14 protein-coding genes are annotated in these 20168 nt (G+C 67.1%); 2 read left to right on the plus strand and 12 right to left on the minus strand.

Going from position 1 to position 20168, the window contains the following annotated elements:
• Positions 1-83: 83 nt before the first annotated feature.
• The 6 genes from ACYVKQ_RS16825 to ACYVKQ_RS16850 all read right to left on the minus strand — a co-directional run bounded on the left by ACYVKQ_RS16825 (position 84) and on the right by ACYVKQ_RS16850 (position 11238).
• A complete protein-coding gene (locus ACYVKQ_RS16825) occupies positions 84-5087 on the minus strand; it encodes a LamG-like jellyroll fold domain-containing protein (RefSeq protein ID WP_460676511.1) in 5004 nt (1667 codons plus the stop codon).
• A gap of 420 nt (positions 5088-5507) precedes the next feature.
• Positions 5508-6464, minus strand: a complete 957-nt coding sequence (locus ACYVKQ_RS16830; RefSeq protein WP_460676512.1) for a methionyl-tRNA formyltransferase — start codon at positions 6462-6464, stop codon at positions 5508-5510.
• Between the two features lie 99 nt (positions 6465-6563).
• Positions 6564-7097, minus strand: a complete 534-nt coding sequence (locus ACYVKQ_RS16835) for a phage tail protein (RefSeq protein WP_460676513.1) — start codon at positions 7095-7097, stop codon at positions 6564-6566.
• Positions 7098-7139: 42 nt separating this feature from the next.
• On the minus strand, positions 7140-7679 hold the full coding sequence (locus ACYVKQ_RS16840) for a phage tail protein (protein ID WP_460676514.1): 540 nt from the start codon (positions 7677-7679) through the stop codon (positions 7140-7142).
• A 37-nt stretch (positions 7680-7716) separates the two neighbouring features.
• Positions 7717-8253, minus strand: a complete 537-nt coding sequence (locus tag ACYVKQ_RS16845) for a phage tail protein (RefSeq protein WP_460676515.1) — start codon at positions 8251-8253, stop codon at positions 7717-7719.
• Positions 8254-8889: 636 nt separating this feature from the next.
• Positions 8890-11238, minus strand: coding sequence for a patatin-like phospholipase family protein (locus tag ACYVKQ_RS16850; protein ID WP_460676516.1), 2349 nt, complete (start codon positions 11236-11238; stop codon positions 8890-8892).
• A gap of 139 nt (positions 11239-11377) precedes the next feature.
• Between ACYVKQ_RS16850 and ACYVKQ_RS16855 the strand changes: the two genes are divergently transcribed.
• Positions 11378-12910, plus strand: a complete 1533-nt coding sequence (locus tag ACYVKQ_RS16855; protein WP_460676517.1) for a T9SS type A sorting domain-containing protein — start codon at positions 11378-11380, stop codon at positions 12908-12910.
• A 94-nt stretch (positions 12911-13004) separates the two neighbouring features.
• Here the strand turns inward: ACYVKQ_RS16855 and ACYVKQ_RS16860 are convergent, their stop codons facing one another.
• From ACYVKQ_RS16860 to ruvX, 6 genes are all read right to left on the minus strand, one after another.
• A complete protein-coding gene (locus tag ACYVKQ_RS16860) occupies positions 13005-13376 on the minus strand; it encodes a DMT family protein (RefSeq protein ID WP_460676518.1) in 372 nt (123 codons plus the stop codon).
• Between the two features lie 99 nt (positions 13377-13475).
• The gene (locus ACYVKQ_RS16865) at positions 13476-14696 is read right to left on the minus strand and encodes a hypothetical protein (protein WP_460676519.1); all 1221 of its coding nucleotides are present in this window, start codon (positions 14694-14696) and stop codon (positions 13476-13478) included.
• Positions 14697-14803: 107 nt separating this feature from the next.
• Complete coding sequence (locus tag ACYVKQ_RS16870) at positions 14804-15787, minus strand: zinc dependent phospholipase C family protein (RefSeq protein ID WP_460676520.1); 984 nt, start codon at positions 15785-15787, stop codon at positions 14804-14806.
• A gap of 27 nt (positions 15788-15814) precedes the next feature.
• Positions 15815-16576, minus strand: a complete 762-nt coding sequence (locus ACYVKQ_RS16875) for a DUF4241 domain-containing protein (protein WP_460676521.1) — start codon at positions 16574-16576, stop codon at positions 15815-15817.
• Positions 16577-16651: 75 nt separating this feature from the next.
• Positions 16652-17239, minus strand: a complete 588-nt coding sequence (gene def, locus ACYVKQ_RS16880) for a peptide deformylase (protein ID WP_460676522.1) — start codon at positions 17237-17239, stop codon at positions 16652-16654.
• The gene (ruvX, locus tag ACYVKQ_RS16885; RefSeq protein ID WP_460676523.1) at positions 17236-17655 is read right to left on the minus strand and encodes a Holliday junction resolvase RuvX; all 420 of its coding nucleotides are present in this window, start codon (positions 17653-17655) and stop codon (positions 17236-17238) included. Before ruvX ends, def begins: the two co-directional genes overlap by 4 nt.
• 449 nt (positions 17656-18104) lie before the next feature.
• Between ruvX and ACYVKQ_RS16890 the strand changes: the two genes are divergently transcribed.
• A complete protein-coding gene (locus ACYVKQ_RS16890; RefSeq protein WP_460676524.1) occupies positions 18105-19994 on the plus strand; it encodes a tetratricopeptide repeat-containing sensor histidine kinase in 1890 nt (629 codons plus the stop codon).
• Positions 19995-20168: the final 174 nt, after the last annotated feature.

Raw genomic sequence — 20168 nt, forward strand, 5'->3', positions numbered from 1 at the left:
CTGACGGGCGGCCCAGCCCCAAGCAAAAAGCGCCCCGGTTACCTGGTGTAACCGGGGCGCTTGTGCATGAGCCCGACTCGGGTTTAGTGGCTTATCACCACGGAGCGGTGCAGCACGCGGTCGGGCAGCTGCAGGCGCAGCGTGTACACGCCGGCCGGCAGGTGGCCCACCGACGCGCGCAGATCGGAGCCGGAGGTAGCCGTGCGCTGCTGGCTGAAGTCCAGCACCTGGCGGCCCTGCGCGTCGTAGAGCCGGGCGCCCACCAAGCCGTTGCTGCGTCCGCCCAGGCGTACCGTGAGCTGCTCGGTGGCGGGATTCGGAAACACCTCGGCCGTAAGTCCGGCCGCCGGTACGGCCAGCGTCACAATGTCCGATTCGTGCTGGCTGCCGTCGAGGTCGACCTGGCGCAGGCGGTAGTACACCACCGCGTGGTGGTAGCGGGCCAGGTTCTGGTCGACAAACTGATACTCGTGCGATACGGCGCTGGTGCCGTGGCCGGCCACCCGGCCCAGGGGGCGGAAGGCTTGCCCGTCGACGGAAGCTTGCACCTCGAAGTAGGCATTGTTCGTTTCCTGGGCCGTGGTCCAGCGCAGCCACGCATCGGCGCCGCGGCGCTCGGCCGTGAAGCGCACCAGCTCCACCGGCAGCGGCGAGGTGCCCAGCGTGCCGATAACCGTCTGGCTGAACGAGGTGACCGGGAACGTCACGGTGCCGGCGGCCGCGCTGGCCGAGGTGGCGCTGATGGGCGATTCAAACGCGCCGTCGCTGTTGCTGGGACGCTTCAGCAGCCGCAGCTGGGCTGCTGCGTTGGCCGCGTCGTCGGGGCTGATGTCGCGGGGGGTGAGGGTGTAGCGCACGGCGGCCGGCGAGGAGAAGCTGCCGCCGGGGTACTGATTGATGATCCAGTAAGCCGCGTTGAACGTGCGCGCCAGGCTGGGCTGAGTGCCCGACGGCCGTCCTTCCAGGCGAGCCACCACCACATCGAACGAGCCCGTAACCCCGCTGAAGCTGATGTCCACGTTGGTGCCGGCAAACACGGGGCTGGCATTGCCCGTCGAAACCGTCTGCAGGTTGCTCACGCCGTAGCCCACCGCGGCCGTGCTGGCAGCGCGGGCCGCGCTGCCGCTGAGCGTGCCCGAGGCGTCGCTGATCAGGTCGGCGGCCGGACCGCTGGCTTCGTTGAACTGGATGTAGGAAGTCAGGTCGGCCTCGTCGCCGTTGAGCACCAGGTGGCGGCGCCGGCGCACGTCCTGCTGGGTCAGCGCGCGGTTCCACTGGGCCACCTCGTCGATGTCGCCGGTGTAGAAGGGCGCGGCCCCGCTGAACGTGCCCACGTAGCGCACCGGCGTGGCCACGGGGGTATCGGTGAAGTTGCCGGTCTGCACGCTCACGCCGTTCAGGTAGATGGTGAGCACCGTCCCGGTGTAGGTCACGGCCACGTGGCTCCACGCGTTGTCGGTGATGGTGCTGGGGCTGGTTTCGATGCGGCGCAGCGCCGTGCCGGTGCCGAAGCCCGCCTCGATGCGGCCGTTGCCCGTCACGGCAATGTAGGGCGAGCGGGTGGCGTCGGCGCCGGGCTGGTAGCCCAGCACCCCGTACACGGCGCTGCCGCCGCCGTTATTCGGCCGGATCCACACTTCCTGGGTGTACTGCGGGCCGAGCACGAGGTTGGAATTGGTCGTGCCGAAATCCACCAGGCCGGTCGTGCCGGCGAGGCGCAGCGCCTGGCCGGCCTGCCGCGCCGGGCCGATAATGCGGCGGCTGCCGGTCGGGTTGGGGTTCGACGGCACGTAGTCGGTGCCGCTCAGGCGAAGGGTGGACACGGTGGCATCCAGCACGTTGCCCAGCTGGGCGCCCGGGGCCACGTCGTACACCAGCCAGAAGTAGTTGACGCCCGTTTGCAGCTGCTGCGTACCCGTCACGCTGAACGCCCCGTTGGGGCTGCCGACGGTGCTGCCGAAGGGCGTGGCGGTGCCGAACGCGGCGCTGGTGCCGGTGTAATACACGCGGGCCGCCGCCAGGTTGGTGCCCGGGTTCTGGCTGCCGGTGGTGGTGAAGCCCAACGACTGCACGACGAGCGGGTTGGCCGGGCCGCCGCCCACGGTCACGGCCACGCGCAGAATAGCCTGGTTGGTGCTGCCCGGCGGCAGGCCGCGCGTGCTGGCCTGCTCCGCCGTGCTTCCGCCGTAGGTGGCGGCATCCAGCACCGTGAAAGTGTTGGTGTTGCTGTTGGCACTCAGGGCGAAGCCGCTGAGCTGGGCCGTGGCATACACCGTGTGGCTACCGGTAGTCAGGGCCGTAAGCTGCGTGAAGCTCCAGTTGCCCGAGCCATCGGCCGTGGTGGTGCCGCGGTTGGTGAAGTCCACGTACACCGTCACGGTGCTGCCGGCCGGGGCCGTGCCCGTGTAAGTCGGGGTGTTGGTGGGCACGGAGCTGTTGTTGGCCGGCGTCAGCACCACCGGGGCAGCCGTTACGGGCTGGTAGGTGAGGCTGAACTGGGTAGCGGCCGTGTTGCCGTTGCCGGCGGCATCCTGTGCGCCGTTGGCCGGCACGTTTACCGTTACGGTTCCCGCGGCGGTCGGCGTGACGCTGAAGGAGTACATTGTGCCGCTGCCGCCAAAGCCCGACGCCGTGCCGTTGCCGACGGTCAGGTCGGCCACGCTGAAGCCCGTTACCGGTTCCGAAAACGTCACCGTGAAGGGAATGGGCGAAGCGCTGGTGCTGCTGCCCGAGCTGCCCGCCGACGAAGAAACGACGACCGTCGGCGCTACGGCGTCCACCAGCACGCCGGCGGTGGAGGCCACGTTGTTGAGCGTCAGGGTGGCGTTGTTGTTCAGCGCGTCGCGCAGGGTGCCCCCGTTCAGTGCCAGGCTGCCGAGCGTAATGCCGTTCGCGTCCTGCTCGCCGCTCTGCACCGTATAGCCGAACACCAGGGCCGAGCTACCGCTGCCCGCCGCGTAGCTGGCTTGCCGGGTGGTGGCGCCCACCACTAGGCTCAGCTGCGGCGTGCCCGTCACCACCACGGCCTCGTTGAAGTTGACGGTGAAGCTGAGCACGTCGCCGGCTTTGTAGGTGCCGCTGGGCGGCACGCCCACACTGGTTACGGCCGGCCCGGTCCGGTCGAGGGTGTATACTTCGCCGGTGGTGAAGGGCGCGTTGGCCACGCCGGGCGTCAGGCCGCTGGCAGTGGCCAGGTCCAGGCGCAGCGTGCCGCTGCCCGTGCCCGTGTTCACGGTTACCGTGTACGTGGTGCCCGAGCCCGCCACGCTGCTGATGCTGGCGCCGGCGAGGCCGCCGGAAGTGGTCAGGGTGAAATTGCCGGTCGTCAGGCCGCTCACGCCGTGGGCAAACGTGACCGTGTAGCCCACGCTGGCGGCGCTGGTGGGGCTGGCACCGGTTCGCACGATGGACGATACCGTGGTGGCCGTGCTGAAGGCGACGACGCTGCCGTAGCCGGTGCCCGCGCTGTTCGTGGCGTAGGCGCGCACCGAGTAGGTGGTGCCGGCCGCCAGGCCCGTCACGGCCTGCGAGAAGGCGCCCGGGCCGCTGCCGATGGCTACTTTGGTGTTGCTGGTGGTAGGCGTGCCGTTGCCCGGCAGGTACACCACGCCGCGCTCCGTCACGGTGCCGCCGCCCTCACTGGTCACGTTGCCGCCGAGCGTAGCCCCGCCGGCCGTGATGGCGCTGGCGGCTGCGGTGGTTACCGTCGGCAGGGTCACGCCCGCAATGCGGATGTAGTCGAAGGCCAGCTCTTCGGTGGCGTCGTTGCGCAGCTCGATTTTGAACTCCAGGTTGGCCACGGCGGCGCTGTTGGGCAGCACGCTGCTGCCCGTAAACACCACGTCCTGCAGCGCGGAGGTGAGCAGTTGGCCCGTTGGGTCGGCCACGCCGTTCAGGTCGGCGTCGCGGCGCAGCTCGCCCGAGGCCGTGATGCCGTAAAAGGCCCCGAACAGCGTCCAGGTGCCGTTGTTGGCGCGGTAGTAGAAGCGCACGTAGTCGATGGCCTCCCAGCCGTCGGCGCCGGCGCCCTGGCCCCGGCCCAGCCGCAGGGTAAAGCGCAGGTCGGAGTAGCCGGTGGCATCCACCGGGGCCAGCTGCACGGTGCTCGTGGGCACGGTGGCATTGGACAGGGAGTTGGTGCCTTCCCCGTACCAGTAGCCGCTGCCATTGACGTTGCTGAACGTCGAGTTGGTGCCGTTGAAGGGCGGCTGGGTGGCGGTGCGGAAAAAGCCCAGGTTGCCGGACACCACGAACGTGCCCGACTCGTAGCGCGTGCCCTCCCCGTCGGTTTCGAAGTCCTCGGTGTAGGGCAGCGCGGCCACGTCGTTCAGGAAGCTGCTGACGACGATGTTGCGCGACTGGCCGTTGCTCAGGTTGCTGCCGTCGCGCACGCTGAAGCTGATGACGCGCGTGCCGCGGGTGGCGGCGGTGGCGTCGGCGTTGCGGTAGCGCACCGAGCGCAGCACCGTTTGGTACACGCCGGGCGCGGCGGTGCCGCTCAGCGCGAGCGTGCCGCCCGCGAACGAACCGGTTACGTTGCCCGCGGGCGTAAACGTCAGCTCGTCTTCGCCGGCTACGTAGTTCGTAATCTGCACCGTGGCCCCCGTGAGGTTGGTGCCGCCCGGGTAGGCCACCGTCAGGCTGTTGGTTACCTGCACGGCCGGAGCGCCCTCGTTGTAGTTGATGGCCGCCGTTTCGATGGCGGCCAGGGCCGGCGGCGTCACGCTGCTGCCCGTGCCGGTCACCCGGATGTTGTCGAACACGATTTCTTCGGCGGTGCTGTTGCGGGTATCCACCACCACCTGCACGCGCAGCGAACCGCCCGTGGCCCCGACGTTGAAGGTGAAGTTCTGCAGGGCAGCCGTCAGCACGGGGGAAGGCGTAGCGGCCGTACGGTCGTCGGAAGCGGAGTTATTTAGGTTGGCATCCTGTCGCCAGTTGCCGCCGGCTCCGGCGCCCTGCGACTCATCGCCCATGAAGCGGCCAATGGTCACGAATGGGCCGTTGTCCAGGGAATACTGCACGCTCACGATGTCGTTATTCTCGACGCCGTTGCTGCTTGGGCCGCGCGGCGCAGCCAAAGCCACGGTTACCTGGAGGTTGGTGCGCCCGGTAACAGCTAATGCCTGCAGCTGCACAAAACCAGGTGCCCGGTCAGCAGCATTCGGCACATCGCTGCCGCTACGCACGCCCTCAGCTGCCCAGAAAAAACTGCCGTCGATTCCAGAAAAAGGCCCTAACGACGCAAGGCCAGTAGCGGGATTTTGAAATGGCAGTGTGCCTCGAACAAAATACTGAGTAGTAACTGACGCACTGCGCAAGTCAAACGTGTTCGACGTGTAGCGCGTGCCTTCCCCGTCAGTTTCGAAGCTTTCTTGATAGGACAGGTTTTGCGCCTGTGTCCCCAGTGTCAGCAGGCACAGCAGCGCCCAGAGTAGGTTTATTTTCATATATCAAGATTGGGCTAGTGAAAAACAAAGGTACGGCCGAGCGCGGGGCACTGAAAGTTATTGGTGGACCATTATGGGAAAGGCGCCCAAAACTTCCCCCGGCCCAATGCCCAGCGCCACCAGCTGCGCGCCGGTGAAGTAGCCTTCGTCGAGGGCCAGCATGTCGAGGCGCAGGGCCTCGCCGTGCCCGCAGGCCACCCACAGGCCCGCGGCCGCATCGGCGTGGAGCACGGTGCCGGCCAGCACCGGGCCGGCCGCAGCGGCCGGGTGCGGGGTCACGCCCAGCAGGCGCAGGGGCTGCCCGCGCAGCGTGGCCAGGGCCCCGCGGTTCCAGGGGTTGGCGGCCCGCACCAGCCGGTCGATGGCCGCGGCAGGCTCTTCCCAGCGCACGCACACGTCGGCCAGGGTGGCGCGCGGCCAGTAGCGGGCCAGCGCCGCGTCCTGCGGCTGGGGCTGCAGCGCCGGGGCCTCGCCGCGCAGGCTGGCCAGCAGGCGCAGCGCCACCGGCACGGCCCGGCCGGCCAGCTGGGCGCGGTGCAGCCCGTGCGTATCCGCCGGCCCGATGGGCACCGGCTCGGCCAGCAGCACCGGCCCGGTATCGAAGTCGGCGGCCATGCGGTGCACCGTCACGGCGCCGGCGGCCTCGCCGTTGCGCAGCTGCCAAAACAGCGGCTCGGGGCCGCGGTAGCCCGGCAGCGCCGCAAAGTGAAAGTTGAGAAAGCCGTGGGCGGGCACCTCCAGCACGCCGGCCGGGATGCGCCACGGAAAGGTAAACACCAGCACGGCCGTGGGGGCCAGCGGCGTGAGCCACTCCGCCAGAGCCGGGCCCAGCCGCTCGCGCCGCAGGCGCACCACGGGCAGGCCCAGACCGGCGGCGGCCTGCACCAGCTGCTCGGTTTCGTCGGGGGCCTGGGGCAGCAGCGGCACGGCCACGCCCGCCACGGCGCCCTGCGCGGCCAGGGCCTGCAGGGCGGGCAGCCCCAGCGTACTGCTGATGATAACGGCTAGTTGCATAGAAAGAGAAAAGCAAGCGGCAAACAAGCCGCGCTGGCCGCCCGGCGGGCCACGGCCCCGGCGGCCAGCGCGGTTGCTGCAAAGGGAAGGATGCGGCCGTTAGCTGCGCGACGGGAAGATGCCCTGCACGGCAATGGCGTAGTTCATCACTATCATCGGCTGGCGGTTCTCGTGGGGCTGCGAGCCGCCCGCGGTCGAGGTGCTGCCCGCCAGGGCGTTGCCGCCCATCGCGGCGTTCGAGGCGCCGGCGGAGTACTGCGTGACGCCCGCCGGGGCGGGGAAGTACCCGCTGGGCTGGTTGCCCTCCGCGGCGGCGCAGGTCTTGATCGTGCCCGTGAACGTGTGGTCGTGCGCCGGCAGCTGCGCCGGGGTCAGGGCCACGGTTTCGGCGCCGCCCACCTGGCCCAGCGTGTAGGTAGCGAGGCCGGGGCCGGCGCCCATGCCCAGCGCTACGCGGCCGCGCAGGTCGGGCAGCTTAAACGTCTGCACGCCGTCGCCGCCGTACTGCGTGCCGAGCAGCGAAAACAGGGCCTGGTTCTGGTTGATCGGAAGCGTCTGGCCCTGGCAGAACAGCCAGCCTTTCGGCGGGAAGTCGAAGCCCATGAGGCGGATTTCGCCAATAAATGGATCCATATCGGAAGAAGGAAAAAAAAGGAGGAAAGAGCGCGGCGTCGCTTAGTCCCGCTGCGGGTACACGCCTTCGGTGGCGATGATGTAGTTGATGGCCGTGACCGGCTGAATGTTCTTGTGGGGCTGCGCGCCCCCGGCCAGGCTGGTCTGGCCCGTCACGGCGCCCGGGGCCAGCGTAGCCGTGCCCGGCGCGCTGTTGTAGGCCGCCGCGCCTTTGTCGCCGAAGTAGGCGTTGTCGGGGCTGGTCTGGCCGGTGGGGGCCCCCGTGAGCACGTTGACGGTGCCGCTGATGGGGTGCTGGTGCGCCGCCAGCTGCAGGGCGCTGAGCGTGACGGTCTCGGTGCCCATCATCTGCCCGATGGTGTAAGGCGACAGCCCCGGTGCCTGGCCCTGGCCCACGGCTACGCGGCTGGCCATGTTGGGCAGGGCAAAGGTGCTCTGCCCGTCGCCGCCGTAGGTGGTGCCCAGCAGCGTATACAGTGCTTCGTATTCGGCAATGGACAGCAGCTGGCCCTGGCAGAACAGCCAACCGACCGGGGCAAAGTTGCCGGCGAAAATGCGGATTTCTCCGACGTAATTATCCATGGTAAACGGGCGAAAAAGAGGGGGAAAGGCGAAACGATTAGGGGCGCTGCGGGAAAATGCCCTGCAGGGCAATGACGTAGTTGAGCACCAGGAAAGGCTGGCGGTTTTCGTGGGGCTGCGAGGTGCCCACGGAGGCGCACACGCCCTTGACCGAGCCCGCCGCCATGGTGCCGCTGCCCGCAAATTCGCCGTACTGGTTGTCGGTCGTGTCGCTCAGGTAGGCATTGGCGGGCGAGCTGGCGTTCGAGCCCGTGGCATTCACGTTCAGCGTGGCCTCGAGGGCGTGCACGTGCGCCGGCATCTGGTCGGGAGTCAGCGCTACCGTTTCCGTGCCGGTCATCGTGCCGGGGAAGTACGCGGTCAGCCCGGGGCCAGCGCCGGCATCCACGATGGCGCGGCCGCGCAGGTCGGGCAGGGCAAACGTGGTTTTACCGTCGCCGCCGTACTGCGTGCCCAGCAGCGCAAACAGGGCCGTGTTGGAGCGAATCGCCAGCAGCGAACCGTCGCAGATAGCCCAGCCCCGCGGGGCGAAATTGAATCCGACGGCGCGGATTTCTCCCAGAATTGGGTCCATAGAAAGGGGTGTTGGAAAGGAGAAAGTGGATGGAAACAGCCTTTGCAGGCGGGAAATGCACGGCCAGCCGAGGGGCGCAGGCCCGTCGGGAAGTCAGCTCGTTGCAATAGGTAGGCAAGGCGGGGGCAGGCGGGCGGGGCCGTCGGGGGCGTCCGGCGCCGGGGCGGCGGCAGCGTATCCGAGCGGTAAACACAACGGCGATTTAAGCGGGCTTTTGCCAATAAGGCAGCCGCGTAAAGCACAATCGGGGTCGTAAATGTGCTAAAAATAGATGGATTAAAAACAATTTGCGCGGGCTATATTTCGCTGAAGCCATAAGGAAAAACAAGCGAGGGGCCAGGGAACGGAAAGCCTGGTGGCCGGCAGGCCCCGGAAAAAGTGGGGCCGCCGCGCGTTGAGGCCAGGGAGCGGCTTTTTCGGACGCTGCGCAAAGAAGGGCTTTGCGCGCGGGCGCGGCGGGCCAATGGCAGTCAACGGCGGCTGGTGGGCGGTCAACAGCGGCATTTGGTAAGGCCACGGCCCGGCCGGCAACGCGGCGTTGCCGGCCGGGCCGTGGGCGCGCATAACGACGCCGGCCGCCGCTTCAGCCGCCGAAGCGGGAAGTGGCGGCCGGTGGCACGCGCGGGGGGGGCGGGGCTAGTCCAGGGCCCGGTCGCGGAACAGTACGTAGCCGATGTGGGCAAACACGCCGAACTGGTGGTCCCGCTCGTCGTAGTGGATGAACTGCAGGGCCGCGGGCCCCACCGGCGTCTGGTACTGCAGGCCGGTCATCACCGTCAGGTAGGGGCGGCTCAGAAAGTTGGTGCGCTGGGCTAGCAAGGGGTTGTCGTCGCGCCGGTCCCAGGGCCGCACGAAGGCGTGCACGTACGCTTCGGTGCGCCACTCCAGCGTGCCGGCAATGCCGCGCACGTAGCGCAGGCCGCCCGCCGCGTAGGCCGTGCCGCGGTAGTTGTCGAGGAAGATGGTGCGCGAGTCGGGCAGCGGCAGGAAAGCCGGCGAAATGGTGAGCGTGGAGCGGTAGGTTGAAAATACGCCCTGGGTGGTGGCCACCAGTTCCGTCATGAAGCCCCAGGCGTGGGTGCGCGCGCCCACGGTATCGGCCTTGTTCAGGCTGAAGTACTGCTCCGTAAACAGCGTGCCCTTGAGCCAGCGGTGGTTGCGGGTGCGGCCGATCAGGTCTTCGGCCGTGGAGCCGGGCTCGTATTTCTCCTGGCCCGTTACGGCGCGGAAGCTGAACTCGGCCCGGCGCCCCTTGGTGGCGTACTGCCGGCGGTTCAGGGAGTTGCGCTGAAAAGCCAAGGCCCCGGTGAAGCCCTGGAAGCGGCTCTGGTCGAAATCCTCGTTGGTGCTGATTTCGTCGGTGTTGGCAAACCGGTCGCGGTTGGTGAAGGCCCCGAAGCTGAGCACGTAGCGGCTGCGGTAGTTCGGGCTGATGCCCACCTGCACGAAGGTTTTCAGGTCGCGCTGCTGCAGGGCCGTGTTCTGAGCTGCCCGCCCGGTGCCGATCAGCCCGCCCGTATCCTGGAAGTTGAAGTTGTTGAAGATGACGGTCGGCTCGACGTAGAACGGCACGCGGCCGGGGATGCTCACCCGGAACGAGCCCTCCGCCCCGTTGTAGAAGCGCCCGATGGTGGCGTCGGCCTTGACGGTGTAGAGGTAGCGGTTCAGGTAGCGGTAGGCGCCGCCGAGGTAGAAGTTGCTCATGGAGCGCGTGGAGAGCAGCACGCCCAGGTCGGTGGTCAGGTTGGAGTTCTGGCGCGCGTCCACGCTCAGCACGTAGCCCTCCAGCTTCCGGTCGTAGCGGATGCGCGGGTACACGTTGTTGAAGAAGTCGTTGTTGACCAGCCGGTAGTAGCCCTCCTCGATGTCGGAGGGCGTGTACGTGGAACCCGTGCGGCGGAAAAACTTCGTGACGAAGCCCTGCTGCATTTGCGGAATGCCCTGCACTCGGATGTCCTTGAACTCGGGCTTGGGCGCCCGGTTCTGGAACTCGCGGCGGCGTTGCTGCAGCGCCAGCGTGTCTTCGCGGCGCGGAATGCGGCGCAGGGCCACGGCCAGCTTTTCGGTGGCGGCTTGCTCGCCCAGGTCGATGAACTTCTTCACCTTGCCGAAGTCGCCGGCGGTCAGGCCTTCCAGGTTGGGCTGGATAAACACCCCGTTGCGCCCCACCGAGAGCGTATCGGCCGCGTTCGAGCCGAGGAAGATGAGGGTGCCGGTGAGCAGCTGGTCGTCCTTGCCGGTGGGGTATTTGCCGAAGGCCACGTCGCCCACGTTTACGCCGATGATGACGTCGGGCTTGAACTCGTCGCGCATCACGCCGGTGGGAAAGTTATCGACCACGGCCCCGTCGAAGAGGTAGCGGCCGTCGGGCTGGCGGATGGGGCGGAAAGCCAGCGGGTAGGCCATGGAATTGCGCACCGCGTCGGACAGGGAGCCGCTGCGCTGCACCACCCGCTCGCGGGTAAACACTTCGGAGGCCACCGCGCGGTAGGGCACCAGCAGCTTGTTGAAGTCGTAGCCCGAAATGGCACCGGCCGGCGCCAGCATCGTGGCCAGCACGTAGTTCAGCGTCACGTCGTCCACCAGCTTGGGCGTCACGCGCGCTTTCAGGGTCGAGTCGAGGGCCAGGCGCAGGTGCAGGGCCGCGGGCGAGGGGTCGGCGTCGTAGTAATTGAACACCTTGCCCTCGAGCGGGCGGCCCGTTACCCAGTCCTGAAACTCGGGGCTGATGACGATTTCCTCGATTTCGCGGGGCGAATAGCCCGAGGCGTACAGCGCGCCCACGATGGCGCCCATGCTCGTGCCTACGATGTAGTCGATGGGAATTTGGTTTTTCTCCAGCACCTTGAGCACGCCCACGTGGGCCAGGCCCTTGGCGCCGCCGCCGCTGAGCACCAGGCCTACTTTCTGGGCGAGGACCGGGCGGGGCAGGGTGGCAAGTACAAGCAACAAGAAGCCCAGCGAGAGGCGGAAAAAACGGGTCATATAAACGGAGGGAAGCAGGCGTGCAACGCGCTAGGTACGCAGGCCCCGGACCCGGGTTGTACGGCGGCATTTACTTGCCAGTCAGATTTGTTTTGCGTAATCTGCAGCCGTATTGTTCGCCTCATTTTATCTGCTTGTCATGAAACACCTATACGCCTGCCTGGCCCTGGCGTGCCTGGCCTTCGGGGCCCGGGCCCAAACCATTTACCGGCCCCTGCTGCGGCCGGGGGTAGTGTACCAGTTTGCCGAAGCGGGCACCGCCGGCGACACCACCCACACCGTGCGCCTGAGCTACGCGGGCCCGCACCCCGCGCCCGATTCGCTGGGCCGCTTCAACGGCCGGACGGTGCGCGTGCCGGCCCGCCCCACCACGTGCCCGTGGCTGAGTCACGTGCTGCGGCCCGACGGCCTGTTCGGGGCCACCGTTACCATCGGCTTCCGGCGCCACGAGTACCTGCTGCGCGCGGCCAACGGGCGCACGCTGCTGCTCAAGACGCAGGCCCCGCTCAACCAGCCGTGGGCGGCCACCGCCGCCGGCCTCACGGCCCGCACCACCGCCCGCGGCGTGGGCACGGTGCTCGGCGTGAGCGACTCCATCACCACCATCACTTTTTCCGACGGGCAGACGCTGCGGCTGAGCAAAACGTACGGCTTCATCGAAGGCCCGGCGCTGGGCAGCTACCTGAACGGGCAGCCGCCGCGCCGCCTCACGCTCACGGCCCTGGGCACGGGTGGGCGCTGGCTCGGGCAGCCCGCCGTTGGCCCGGCCGCCATGTACGACTTCCAGCCCGGCGACGTATTTCTGCGCTACAACAAGCAGGAAGGCACCCAAACGGGCTCCATCTGCTCGGAAAGCTGGGTGCGGGACAGCGTACTCACGCGCACGCTCAGCCGCGCCGCCGATACCGTGCGCTACACCATCTGGCGCCGCGTGCTCACGCGCAATTACGGCTCGCCCTCGGCCCCGGGCGGCTTCTGCCAGAACACGCCCGGCACCACGCTCACGCCCGGCTCGGTGCACAGCTTGGCGGTGGCGGTCAACGACGAAAACCCGCTGGCCCTGCTCACGCACACGCTTACCAGCGGCACGGTGGTGTGGCGCAACCTCACGCTGGCCGGGGTACGCACGGCCAACTTTCACGGCCGCAACGTGCAGAACACCATCACGCGGCAGGTATGTCCGTCGGCGACGCCCGCCGACAGCGTGGAAATGAGCGACATCCTCGACAACGGGACCACGGCCAGCTACGCCGTGGGGCTGGGGCAGGTGCTGTCCTGCACGAGCGGCATCTACTACACTTATTACAACACGCTCATCGGCTACCGCAAGGTGAACCTGCCCACCAGCACCGGCACCGAAACCTGGGGCAGCCTGCGCCCCTTTGCCAGCATCCTGAAGGCCGCCGACCACCGCCCGGCCGCTACCACCGCCGCTTTCCCAAACCCGTTTGCGCGCGAGCTAACGGTCCGGTTCGAAACGGCCCGGCCGCAGCGGGCCACGGTACGCGTGTACAACGGCCTGGGTCAGCTGGTGCAGCAACTGGAGCGGCCGGTGGCCGCCGGCGCGGCCGAGCTGCGGCTGCAGCTGCCCGCGCTGCCGGCCGGCCTCTACACCCTGCACCTGCAGCACGACGGCCGCACCGAGGTGCTCCGGCTCACGGCGGCCCAGTAACGACACCACCGAGGCAGCAAAAAGCCCCCGCTTATAAAGCGGGGGCTTTTTTTATGGTCGCGGCAAGGGCCTCAGGCGGGGCCGGTGCAGGCGCTTACCACTTGCGGAAGATGACGTACACCGCCGCCACCAGCAGCCCGAAACCTACCAGGTGATTCCACGCCAGCTTGTCGGACTTGAACACGAACACGGCGCACAGCGTGAACACCGTCAGCGTGATGACTTCCTGAATGACCTTGAGCTGGAACAGGTTGAACGGGCCGCCGTTGTCGGCAAAGCCGATGCGGTTGGCCGGCACCTGAAAGGCGTACTCGAACAGGGCCAGCCCCCAGCTCAGCAGCACGACCCCAATCAGCCCGGTTTTGGCAAACCACGGCAGCTTCTTGAAGTACAGGTGCCCGTACCACGCGAAGGTCATGAACAGGTTGGAAACAAAGAGCAGCAAGACGGTGGTGAGGGCTTTCATGGGTACAATCAGTGGAGTAAAAGTGGGGCAAGCGGCCACCCGGTAAAGCTGCTGCTCGGTGCTGCCGGCCTGCGCGTGGGCTGCCGGTGCCCCTCGCGCCTAGTGGTAATACGTCAGCCCGAGGCTCACCTGGCGGAAGTTGGTAAGGAAGGCGCGTCCGCGCACCGGAAACCCGCTGGTCGATTCAAACCGCGCGCCCGCGCCGAGCTGGGCCGAGCCGCAGTGAAACAGCATGCCCGTTTCCGCGAATAGGCCACGACCCAGGCCGTTAGCGGAGTCCAGCGACGATTCGGGGTCCTTGTCTACGTAGTAGGTCTTGCGAAACATCTGGGCATTGAGCAGGTAGCTCATCTGAATGCCGCCCTGCGCGTAAGGCCGCCAGCTGCTTTCGGGTCGGCGCAGCGTAACACGCGCCGTGAGCGGCCAGCGCAGCAGCGAGCCTTCGGTCTGGTAGCGGGTAGCCCGGATGTGGGTCATGCCGTCCAGGGGGCGCTCAATAGTGTTGTCGGAGCGGAAGCTGCTATGCGTGATGCCGGTGACAAAGCCAAAGTAATTGGAGAGGGGCAGCGTCAGCAGCACTCCGAAAGTGGGTGTGACCGGCCCCGCCACGGCTTTCTTCTGAGAGGTGAAGGGGTAGTACATGTACACCTGCGCAGCGCCGAGCTGCATGCCCAGCCGTATCCGCTCCCGGTTGCGGTCATGCCGGCTCACGGTCTGCTTGGGGGCGAGCGGCTGCACGCGGACGGGGGCCGTCGGGAACACGCACCGGTTGTAGTTGACGACGTACCGGCGCAGCGACTCGGCCGAGTACACGTATTTGCCCGCGTATGCCACTTGCGTGTTCACCGTCGGGCAATCGGCAAAGGAGGTTTGCAACACCTGCGCGAACTGCCCGGGCTTCAGCGGCATAGGTGCTACGCCGGGTTTATCGAGGTAATAAGTGGCGGGGAGCTTACCGGTTGGGTCCAGATACAGGCTGGCGCGGCCCGCCACCATTACCTGCAGCAGGGCCGGCACGTTGGCTTCGCCTCTGGGTACGGTGCAGCGGCGCACGTGCAGGCCGCTGTCGTCGCCGGCGGCCAGCAGGTCGCCGAGGCCGTACACGCGGACGTCCGCAGCAGCGGCGGTGCGGAAGTGCACCTCGGGCTGCGCGCGGTCGGCCTTGAACAGATCCACCTCGCCGCGCACGGTATCGGCGGGCGCGGCGGCCAGCACCACGTAGCCGGGTCGGTAAAAGGATTGTTGGGCCAGCGCCGCCGAATGGGTGAGTAAGGCCATGGCACCAGCGGCCACCAGCTTGGGGATTGAAGACGCCGTCATCGAAATAGGCAGATAAAAAGGGTCGTAAATATAGCAGCCGGCCGAGGCGGCAAAACGGGAGTGCGGCACCGGCAAGAGAACTGCTGGGGTGCCGGGCCGGCCTCAGCCTAGTCCACGTGGCCGCGGGTTTCCACTGCCGGCGCGGCTTTTTCTTCCTGGTCCTGCTGCGCCAGCTGCCGCGCCTGCGCCTCCGTGAGCTTGGGCAGGTTGCGCAGGTCGGGCTGGCCGGCATCCACCCAGCATGTGTACCAGAAGGCGCCCACCATGCGCACGGCCAGGCGCATCTGCCGCTCTACCTGCCCGCCCAGGCGCTGGTGGTACGCGCGGCTGAACTCCTGCGAGTACACCCGCATGGTGCGGCCGCCGCGCTCCTCGAAGCCGTATTTCTGGTCCGTCGGCAGCTGCTGCGTCACCTCCCGCTCGAAGCGCAGCACCGAGTCGACGGCGGCGCTGGAGCGGGCCACCACGCCCCAGATGGCGTCGGTAGGCTTGGGCAGGTAGGGCGCCGGCCCGGTAAAAAAGTCGTAGCCCGAGGCCAGCAGCTCGGGCAGCCGCGACTCCCACAGCCCGTGAATGCCGCGCTGCCCGGTGAGCTGCCCGTTGTAGTTGTGGGTGGTGTGCAGCGGCACGCAGGCGTCGGCCACGTAGTGCCCCAGGTCGGCCGAGAGGCTGATGATGCGCTCCGCGTCGCGGCTGCGAAAGGCCTCGGTCAGCTGGCCTTTCATGCGCACCACGTGCCAGGGTACGATGCCGTGGCGCTGCAGCGAATCTTCCCCGAAGCGGGCCACGGCGTCGGCGTAGCTGCGCGGCAGCTTGTAGGCGGCCGAGTCGCCGTACACGTCCAAATCGATGAAGTGGCGCGGCGCCTCGCCGGGCACCACGTTGCGGCGCGAGTCGGGCCGCGTGGCCTGCACCGTCAGGTACTCGATGCGGCTTTTATAAAAGCCCACCATTTCGGGTGGCAGGGTGAATACTGCCAGTCGGTTGATGCTGCGGTGCCCGAAAAAGCCCCAGGCGCGGGAGTCGGGCTGCGGTGGTGCCAGCCACAGCAGCAGAGCCAGGAAACCGGTGGAAACAGGGCGGCGAAGCATAGCGAGATAGTTTGGGCAACGCCAAAGTTAATTTGTTTGCCAGTTGATGACTTGAAAATCAGTTAAAAGGCGGCAGGGTTGTCCGGCCGTGTCGAAGCCGATGTAGCTGGCGTAAGAACCATCGCCGAAACCGCTCATAAATGCGGCGAGGGTTTGCCCCGCGACGCGATACAGAAAGCCTTGACGTGGCGTAGGACCCTCGAATGCAAAGCTGGTGATGAAGATTTGCTCCCAGCTGTTCTGGGTTTGGCGTAGCCGCTGGTCAAGGACGAGCATCGCCTGTTCGTCCATGAACAACCCCATGCCTGCGTCCACGCCGTAGCCGTAGTAGGCCTGCCCGTTGATGGGCTGGGGCTGTTGCCCGGGCCACACGGCCATTTGCCAGTGGTGTACCGGTCGGTTTGAAAACCGGATGCGAGCAAAGGCCACCCGCTCGTCGCCGTCGGCAAACTGGGCCAAGGCTAACTCAACCGGGAAGCTGCCCCGCGGAAACTGCTGAGCAAATGCCCGACCTCCCGCAACCCCGTCGTAAGCCACAATGCGACCAGAGGTAATAGGTAGGTTCCCTAAAAACAACGGCTTCAAGCGCAGGGTGGCTGAATCCTGTCGCACTTCGGTACCAGCCCTGAAAGCAGATTCAAGCAGTTGCGGCGAAGCGGTACCCAAGGTACCCGCACTGGGCAGGCTTGGCGCGCCGGGGGCTACCAGTCCATCGTCGGGGCGCCCCCTTTGGCAGGTTAACAAGCCGCAGGCGCACAGCCCGAGCAGAAAGCTACGGAATTGACTCACAAGCAAAAGAAGCCTAAAAAAACAACCCAGCCGGATTCCTCTGGCTGGGCTGGTAAGATAGAAACAGCAGCTGGCTTATCGCCCGCGCTGCCCCGCAAAGCGCATGCGGTAGTCGGCCTTGGCGTCGCCCTTAGCGATGCGCGTGAGCTTGCTCTTGATAATCTGCTTTTTGAAGGCTGAAATCTTGTCGGTGAACAGCACGCCTTCCAGGTGGTCGTACTCGTGCTGAATCACGCGGGCCGTCATGCCCGTGAAGGCTTCCTCGTGCACCTGCCGATTTTCGTCCTCGTAGCGCAGCACGATGTCAGGCTGGCGAAACACCCGCTCCCGAATGCCGGGAATGCTCAGGCAGCCTTCCTCAAAAGGCCATTCCTCGCCGCTTTCCTGCAGCAGCACCGGGTTGATGAACACGCGCTTGATGCCCGTTTCGGCCGGCGCGTCGTCGTCCTCGTCGTCGTCCACCATCGGGGCCGAGTCGATGACGAACAGGCGCACACTCTTGCCAATCTGCGGGGCCGCGAGGCCCACGCCGTGGGCGTAGTACATGGTTTCGTACATATCGGCGACGAGCTTTTGCAGCTCAGCCGCCGGAAAATCGGCCGGGATGTCCTTGGCGCGGGCTTTGAGCACCGGGTCACCGTAGGCCACGATGGGGTAAATCATACGGGGCGAGAATCGAGAAAAGATTGCAGAATGATGGTGGCGCTGACGCGGTCCACCAGGGCTTTGTCGCGGCGGGCTTTCTGGCCCAGGCCGCCGTCGCGCATGGCCTGGTGCGCCATGCGGGAAGTAAACCGCTCGTCCACCTCGTGCACGGGCACCTCGGGCAGCTCGCGGCGCAGCTTGCGCACCACGCCCACCACGGCGGAGGTCGAGTCGGTGGCCTCGTTCAGGAGCGTGCGCGGCATGCCGATGACGATGGCGGCCAGCCCGCCTTCCTGCTGGTGGTACTTCTTCACGAACTCGAACAGGTCCTTGCTGTGAATCGTGTCCAGCGGCGTGGCAATGAGCTGCAGCGGGTCGGTGACGGCCAGCCCCACGCGCTTGTGGCCGTAGTCGATGGCAAGAAGGCGGGCCATAAAAGAGCTTGACGATGAAAACAACCGGCTCCCGCAGGGTGCCGACCCGGCAAAGATACGGCGCCCGGCCGGCAGTGGATATGCGGCCGGGCCAGCCGGGCAGATTGCGGTGGCCCGCCGCTACCGCCAACCGGCACATCGATCTTGCTGAAAACGAAGAAACAATAATACTTTATCGGTTAGACGCATTCCTTTTAACTAGTTTTAGCCAGTTGCGGGATTCCCCTGCCCGCTACCATCCCGAACACACCTTGTTTGCACGCTGCTTTTCGTTGCCCTTCTCCGCGGCCCGTTGTCGAACGGCCCGCCACGTCGCCGCGCGCGCTACCGGCAGCCCACCGGGCGCGGGGCGACCCTCCGGCCCGCGCCGGCCTGGTTGGGTGGAGCAGAAAACGGATTTATCGTTAAATTCAGATTTTCTGGGGCTTGATTCCAAGGCAAAAAGCAAGGTGAAACACGGTTTAGCTCATTGGCAGGCTAGGTCCCGGAGCGGTTGGTGCTGGCTCGCGCTGGTAGCCGCCCTACTGCTGGCTGGCCCTGCCCGGGCCGCCGGCCCCGATGCCCGCGCCGACAGCCTGCGCCGCCTGCTGGCCACGAGCCGCCCCGATACCAACCGCGTGGAGCTGCTGATTCAGCTGGCCTGGGAGCGTACCGACGACGACCCGCTCGAAGCCATCCGGTACGGGCAGCAGGGCCTGCGCCTGGCGCGGCAGCTGGGGCAGCCCCGGGGCGAGTGCCGGGCGCGCCTGATGCTGGGCTGGGCTTTTCTGCGCGCCGGCGACTACCCCACGGCCGTTCACATCCAACTGCAGGCCCGGCGCCTGGCCGAAGCCGTGCGGTTTACCGGCGGCCTGATTCACGCCGATAACGCCATCGGTTACGCCTACGCCGAGCAGGGCAACCACGTAGCGGCCCTGCGCTACTACCGGCGTGCCCAGAAGCTGGCCGAGCAGAAGCGCGACTACGTGCTGCTCACCCCGATTCTGGGCAACATGGGGCAGGCGCACCTGCAGGCCGGCCGCACCGATTCGGCCCTGCACTACATCCGCCGCGGCTACGAGTTCGACCTGCGCTTCGGCGACTTGCACAGCGAAATCGGCGATTTGGCCTTGCTCGGCGACGTGGAAGTGCAGCGCGGCGATACCGCCGCCGCCCGCCGCTACTACTGGCAATCCATCGAGCGGGCGCGCGCCATGCCCGTGTCGTACGCGCTGTGCCGCTCCTACCTGGGCCTGGCGCGGCTGGCCAGCGCCAACCACCGGCCCGCGCAGGCCCTGGCCCTGGCCCGGCAGGCGCTGCAGGCCAGCCAAAGCCGCCGCTACGCCAAGGGCGTGTCGGATGCCAGCAGCTACCTGGCCGAAATCCACGCCGCCCGCGGCGACGCCGCCACGGCTTACCGGTTTCTGCAGGCCGCCGTGGCCACGCGCGACAGCCTCTTCAGCCAGCGCAAGGTGGCCTATGTGCAGGCTCTGGCCTTCGAGGAACAGATGCGCGAGCAGGAAGAAGCGGAACAGCAGCTGAAGGCTGCCGCTGCGCGCCGGCAAAACGTGCTGCTGGTCGCGCTCATCATGACCGCGCTGTTGGGCCTCTTATTGTACCTGCTGCTGAACCGGCGCCGCCTGCGCCGCGAAGTGGAGTTTGCGCGGGAGCGGGAGCGGCTGGAGCGGCAGCGCCACGCGGCCGTGCTGGAGGCCGAGGAAAAAGAGCGCCGCCGCATCGGCTCCGATTTGCACGATGGCATCGGCCAGCTGCTTTCGGCCGCCAAGCTGAACCTGCACGCCCTGCACCAGCAGCTGCGCCGCGAGCTGAACGGCCAGCTCAACGGCCACCAGCCGCTGCTCGACAACGCGGTGGAAATCGTCAACGAGTCTTTCCGGGAGGTACGCAGCATTTCCCACAACCTCACACCCAGTGCCCTGACCCGGCGCGGGCTGCCCCAGGCCGTGCGCGATTTTTCTACCCGCTTGCCCGCCGCCGGCCCCTTGCGCGTGACCGTGGATGCCCACGGCCTGCCCGAGCGCCTGGATACCACGGTGGAAAGCGTGCTGTTTCGCGTCATCCAGGAATTGCTGCAAAACATCGTGCGGCACGCCCACGCCACCGAAGTTACCGTGCAGCTGGTGCAGAACGAGGAATGGCTGACGGTGGTCGTTGAGGACAACGGCATCGGCTTCGACCCCCGGGCGCTGGGCCCAGAAGCCGGCATTGGCTTGCTCAACGTGCACACCCGCATGGCCTACCTCGGCGGCCAGGCTTACTTCGACGCCGCCCCCGGCCGCGGCACCACCGTCACGCTGGAAGTGCCGGTACGCCGGGAGGAAGAGGAGGCTGGCGGGTAGTACCCCGCCCCGCAACTGACCGGAGCGCGGCCGGTATGATGGCCCGATAACGCATGAGGCAGCGCTCTGACGCCAGCTGCGGGCCGCCCTATTAGGTGATTGACGTCCGGGGCTGGTAGTACGACCTTTGCTCCGCGGCTGCCGCTGAGCTCCTGGCGCTTGGTTTAATCGGAT

The sequence above is a fragment of the Hymenobacter coalescens genome (assembly GCF_054783195.1).

What these genes read in the sequence shown, in the direction of transcription:
- ACYVKQ_RS16845 (WP_460676515.1), bottom strand. Translation starts at nt 8,253, where the DNA reads ATGGACCCAATTCTGGGAGAAATCCGCGCCGTCGGATTCAATTTCGCC.
- ACYVKQ_RS16860 (WP_460676518.1), bottom strand. Translation starts at nt 13,376, where the DNA reads ATGAAAGCCCTCACCACCGTCTTGCTGCTCTTTGTTTCCAACCTGTTC.
- ACYVKQ_RS16855 (WP_460676517.1), top strand. Translation starts at nt 11,378, where the DNA reads ATGAAACACCTATACGCCTGCCTGGCCCTGGCGTGCCTGGCCTTCGGG.
- ACYVKQ_RS16850 (WP_460676516.1), bottom strand. Translation starts at nt 11,238, where the DNA reads ATGACCCGTTTTTTCCGCCTCTCGCTGGGCTTCTTGTTGCTTGTACTT.
- def (WP_460676522.1), bottom strand. Translation starts at nt 17,239, where the DNA reads ATGATTTACCCCATCGTGGCCTACGGTGACCCGGTGCTCAAAGCCCGC.
- ACYVKQ_RS16835 (WP_460676513.1), bottom strand. Translation starts at nt 7,097, where the DNA reads ATGGATCCATTTATTGGCGAAATCCGCCTCATGGGCTTCGACTTCCCG.
- ACYVKQ_RS16865 (WP_460676519.1), bottom strand. Translation starts at nt 14,696, where the DNA reads ATGACGGCGTCTTCAATCCCCAAGCTGGTGGCCGCTGGTGCCATGGCC.
- ruvX (WP_460676523.1), bottom strand. Translation starts at nt 17,655, where the DNA reads ATGGCCCGCCTTCTTGCCATCGACTACGGCCACAAGCGCGTGGGGCTG.
- ACYVKQ_RS16870 (WP_460676520.1), bottom strand. Translation starts at nt 15,787, where the DNA reads ATGCTTCGCCGCCCTGTTTCCACCGGTTTCCTGGCTCTGCTGCTGTGG.
- ACYVKQ_RS16840 (WP_460676514.1), bottom strand. Translation starts at nt 7,679, where the DNA reads ATGGATAATTACGTCGGAGAAATCCGCATTTTCGCCGGCAACTTTGCC.
- ACYVKQ_RS16830 (WP_460676512.1), bottom strand. Translation starts at nt 6,464, where the DNA reads ATGCAACTAGCCGTTATCATCAGCAGTACGCTGGGGCTGCCCGCCCTG.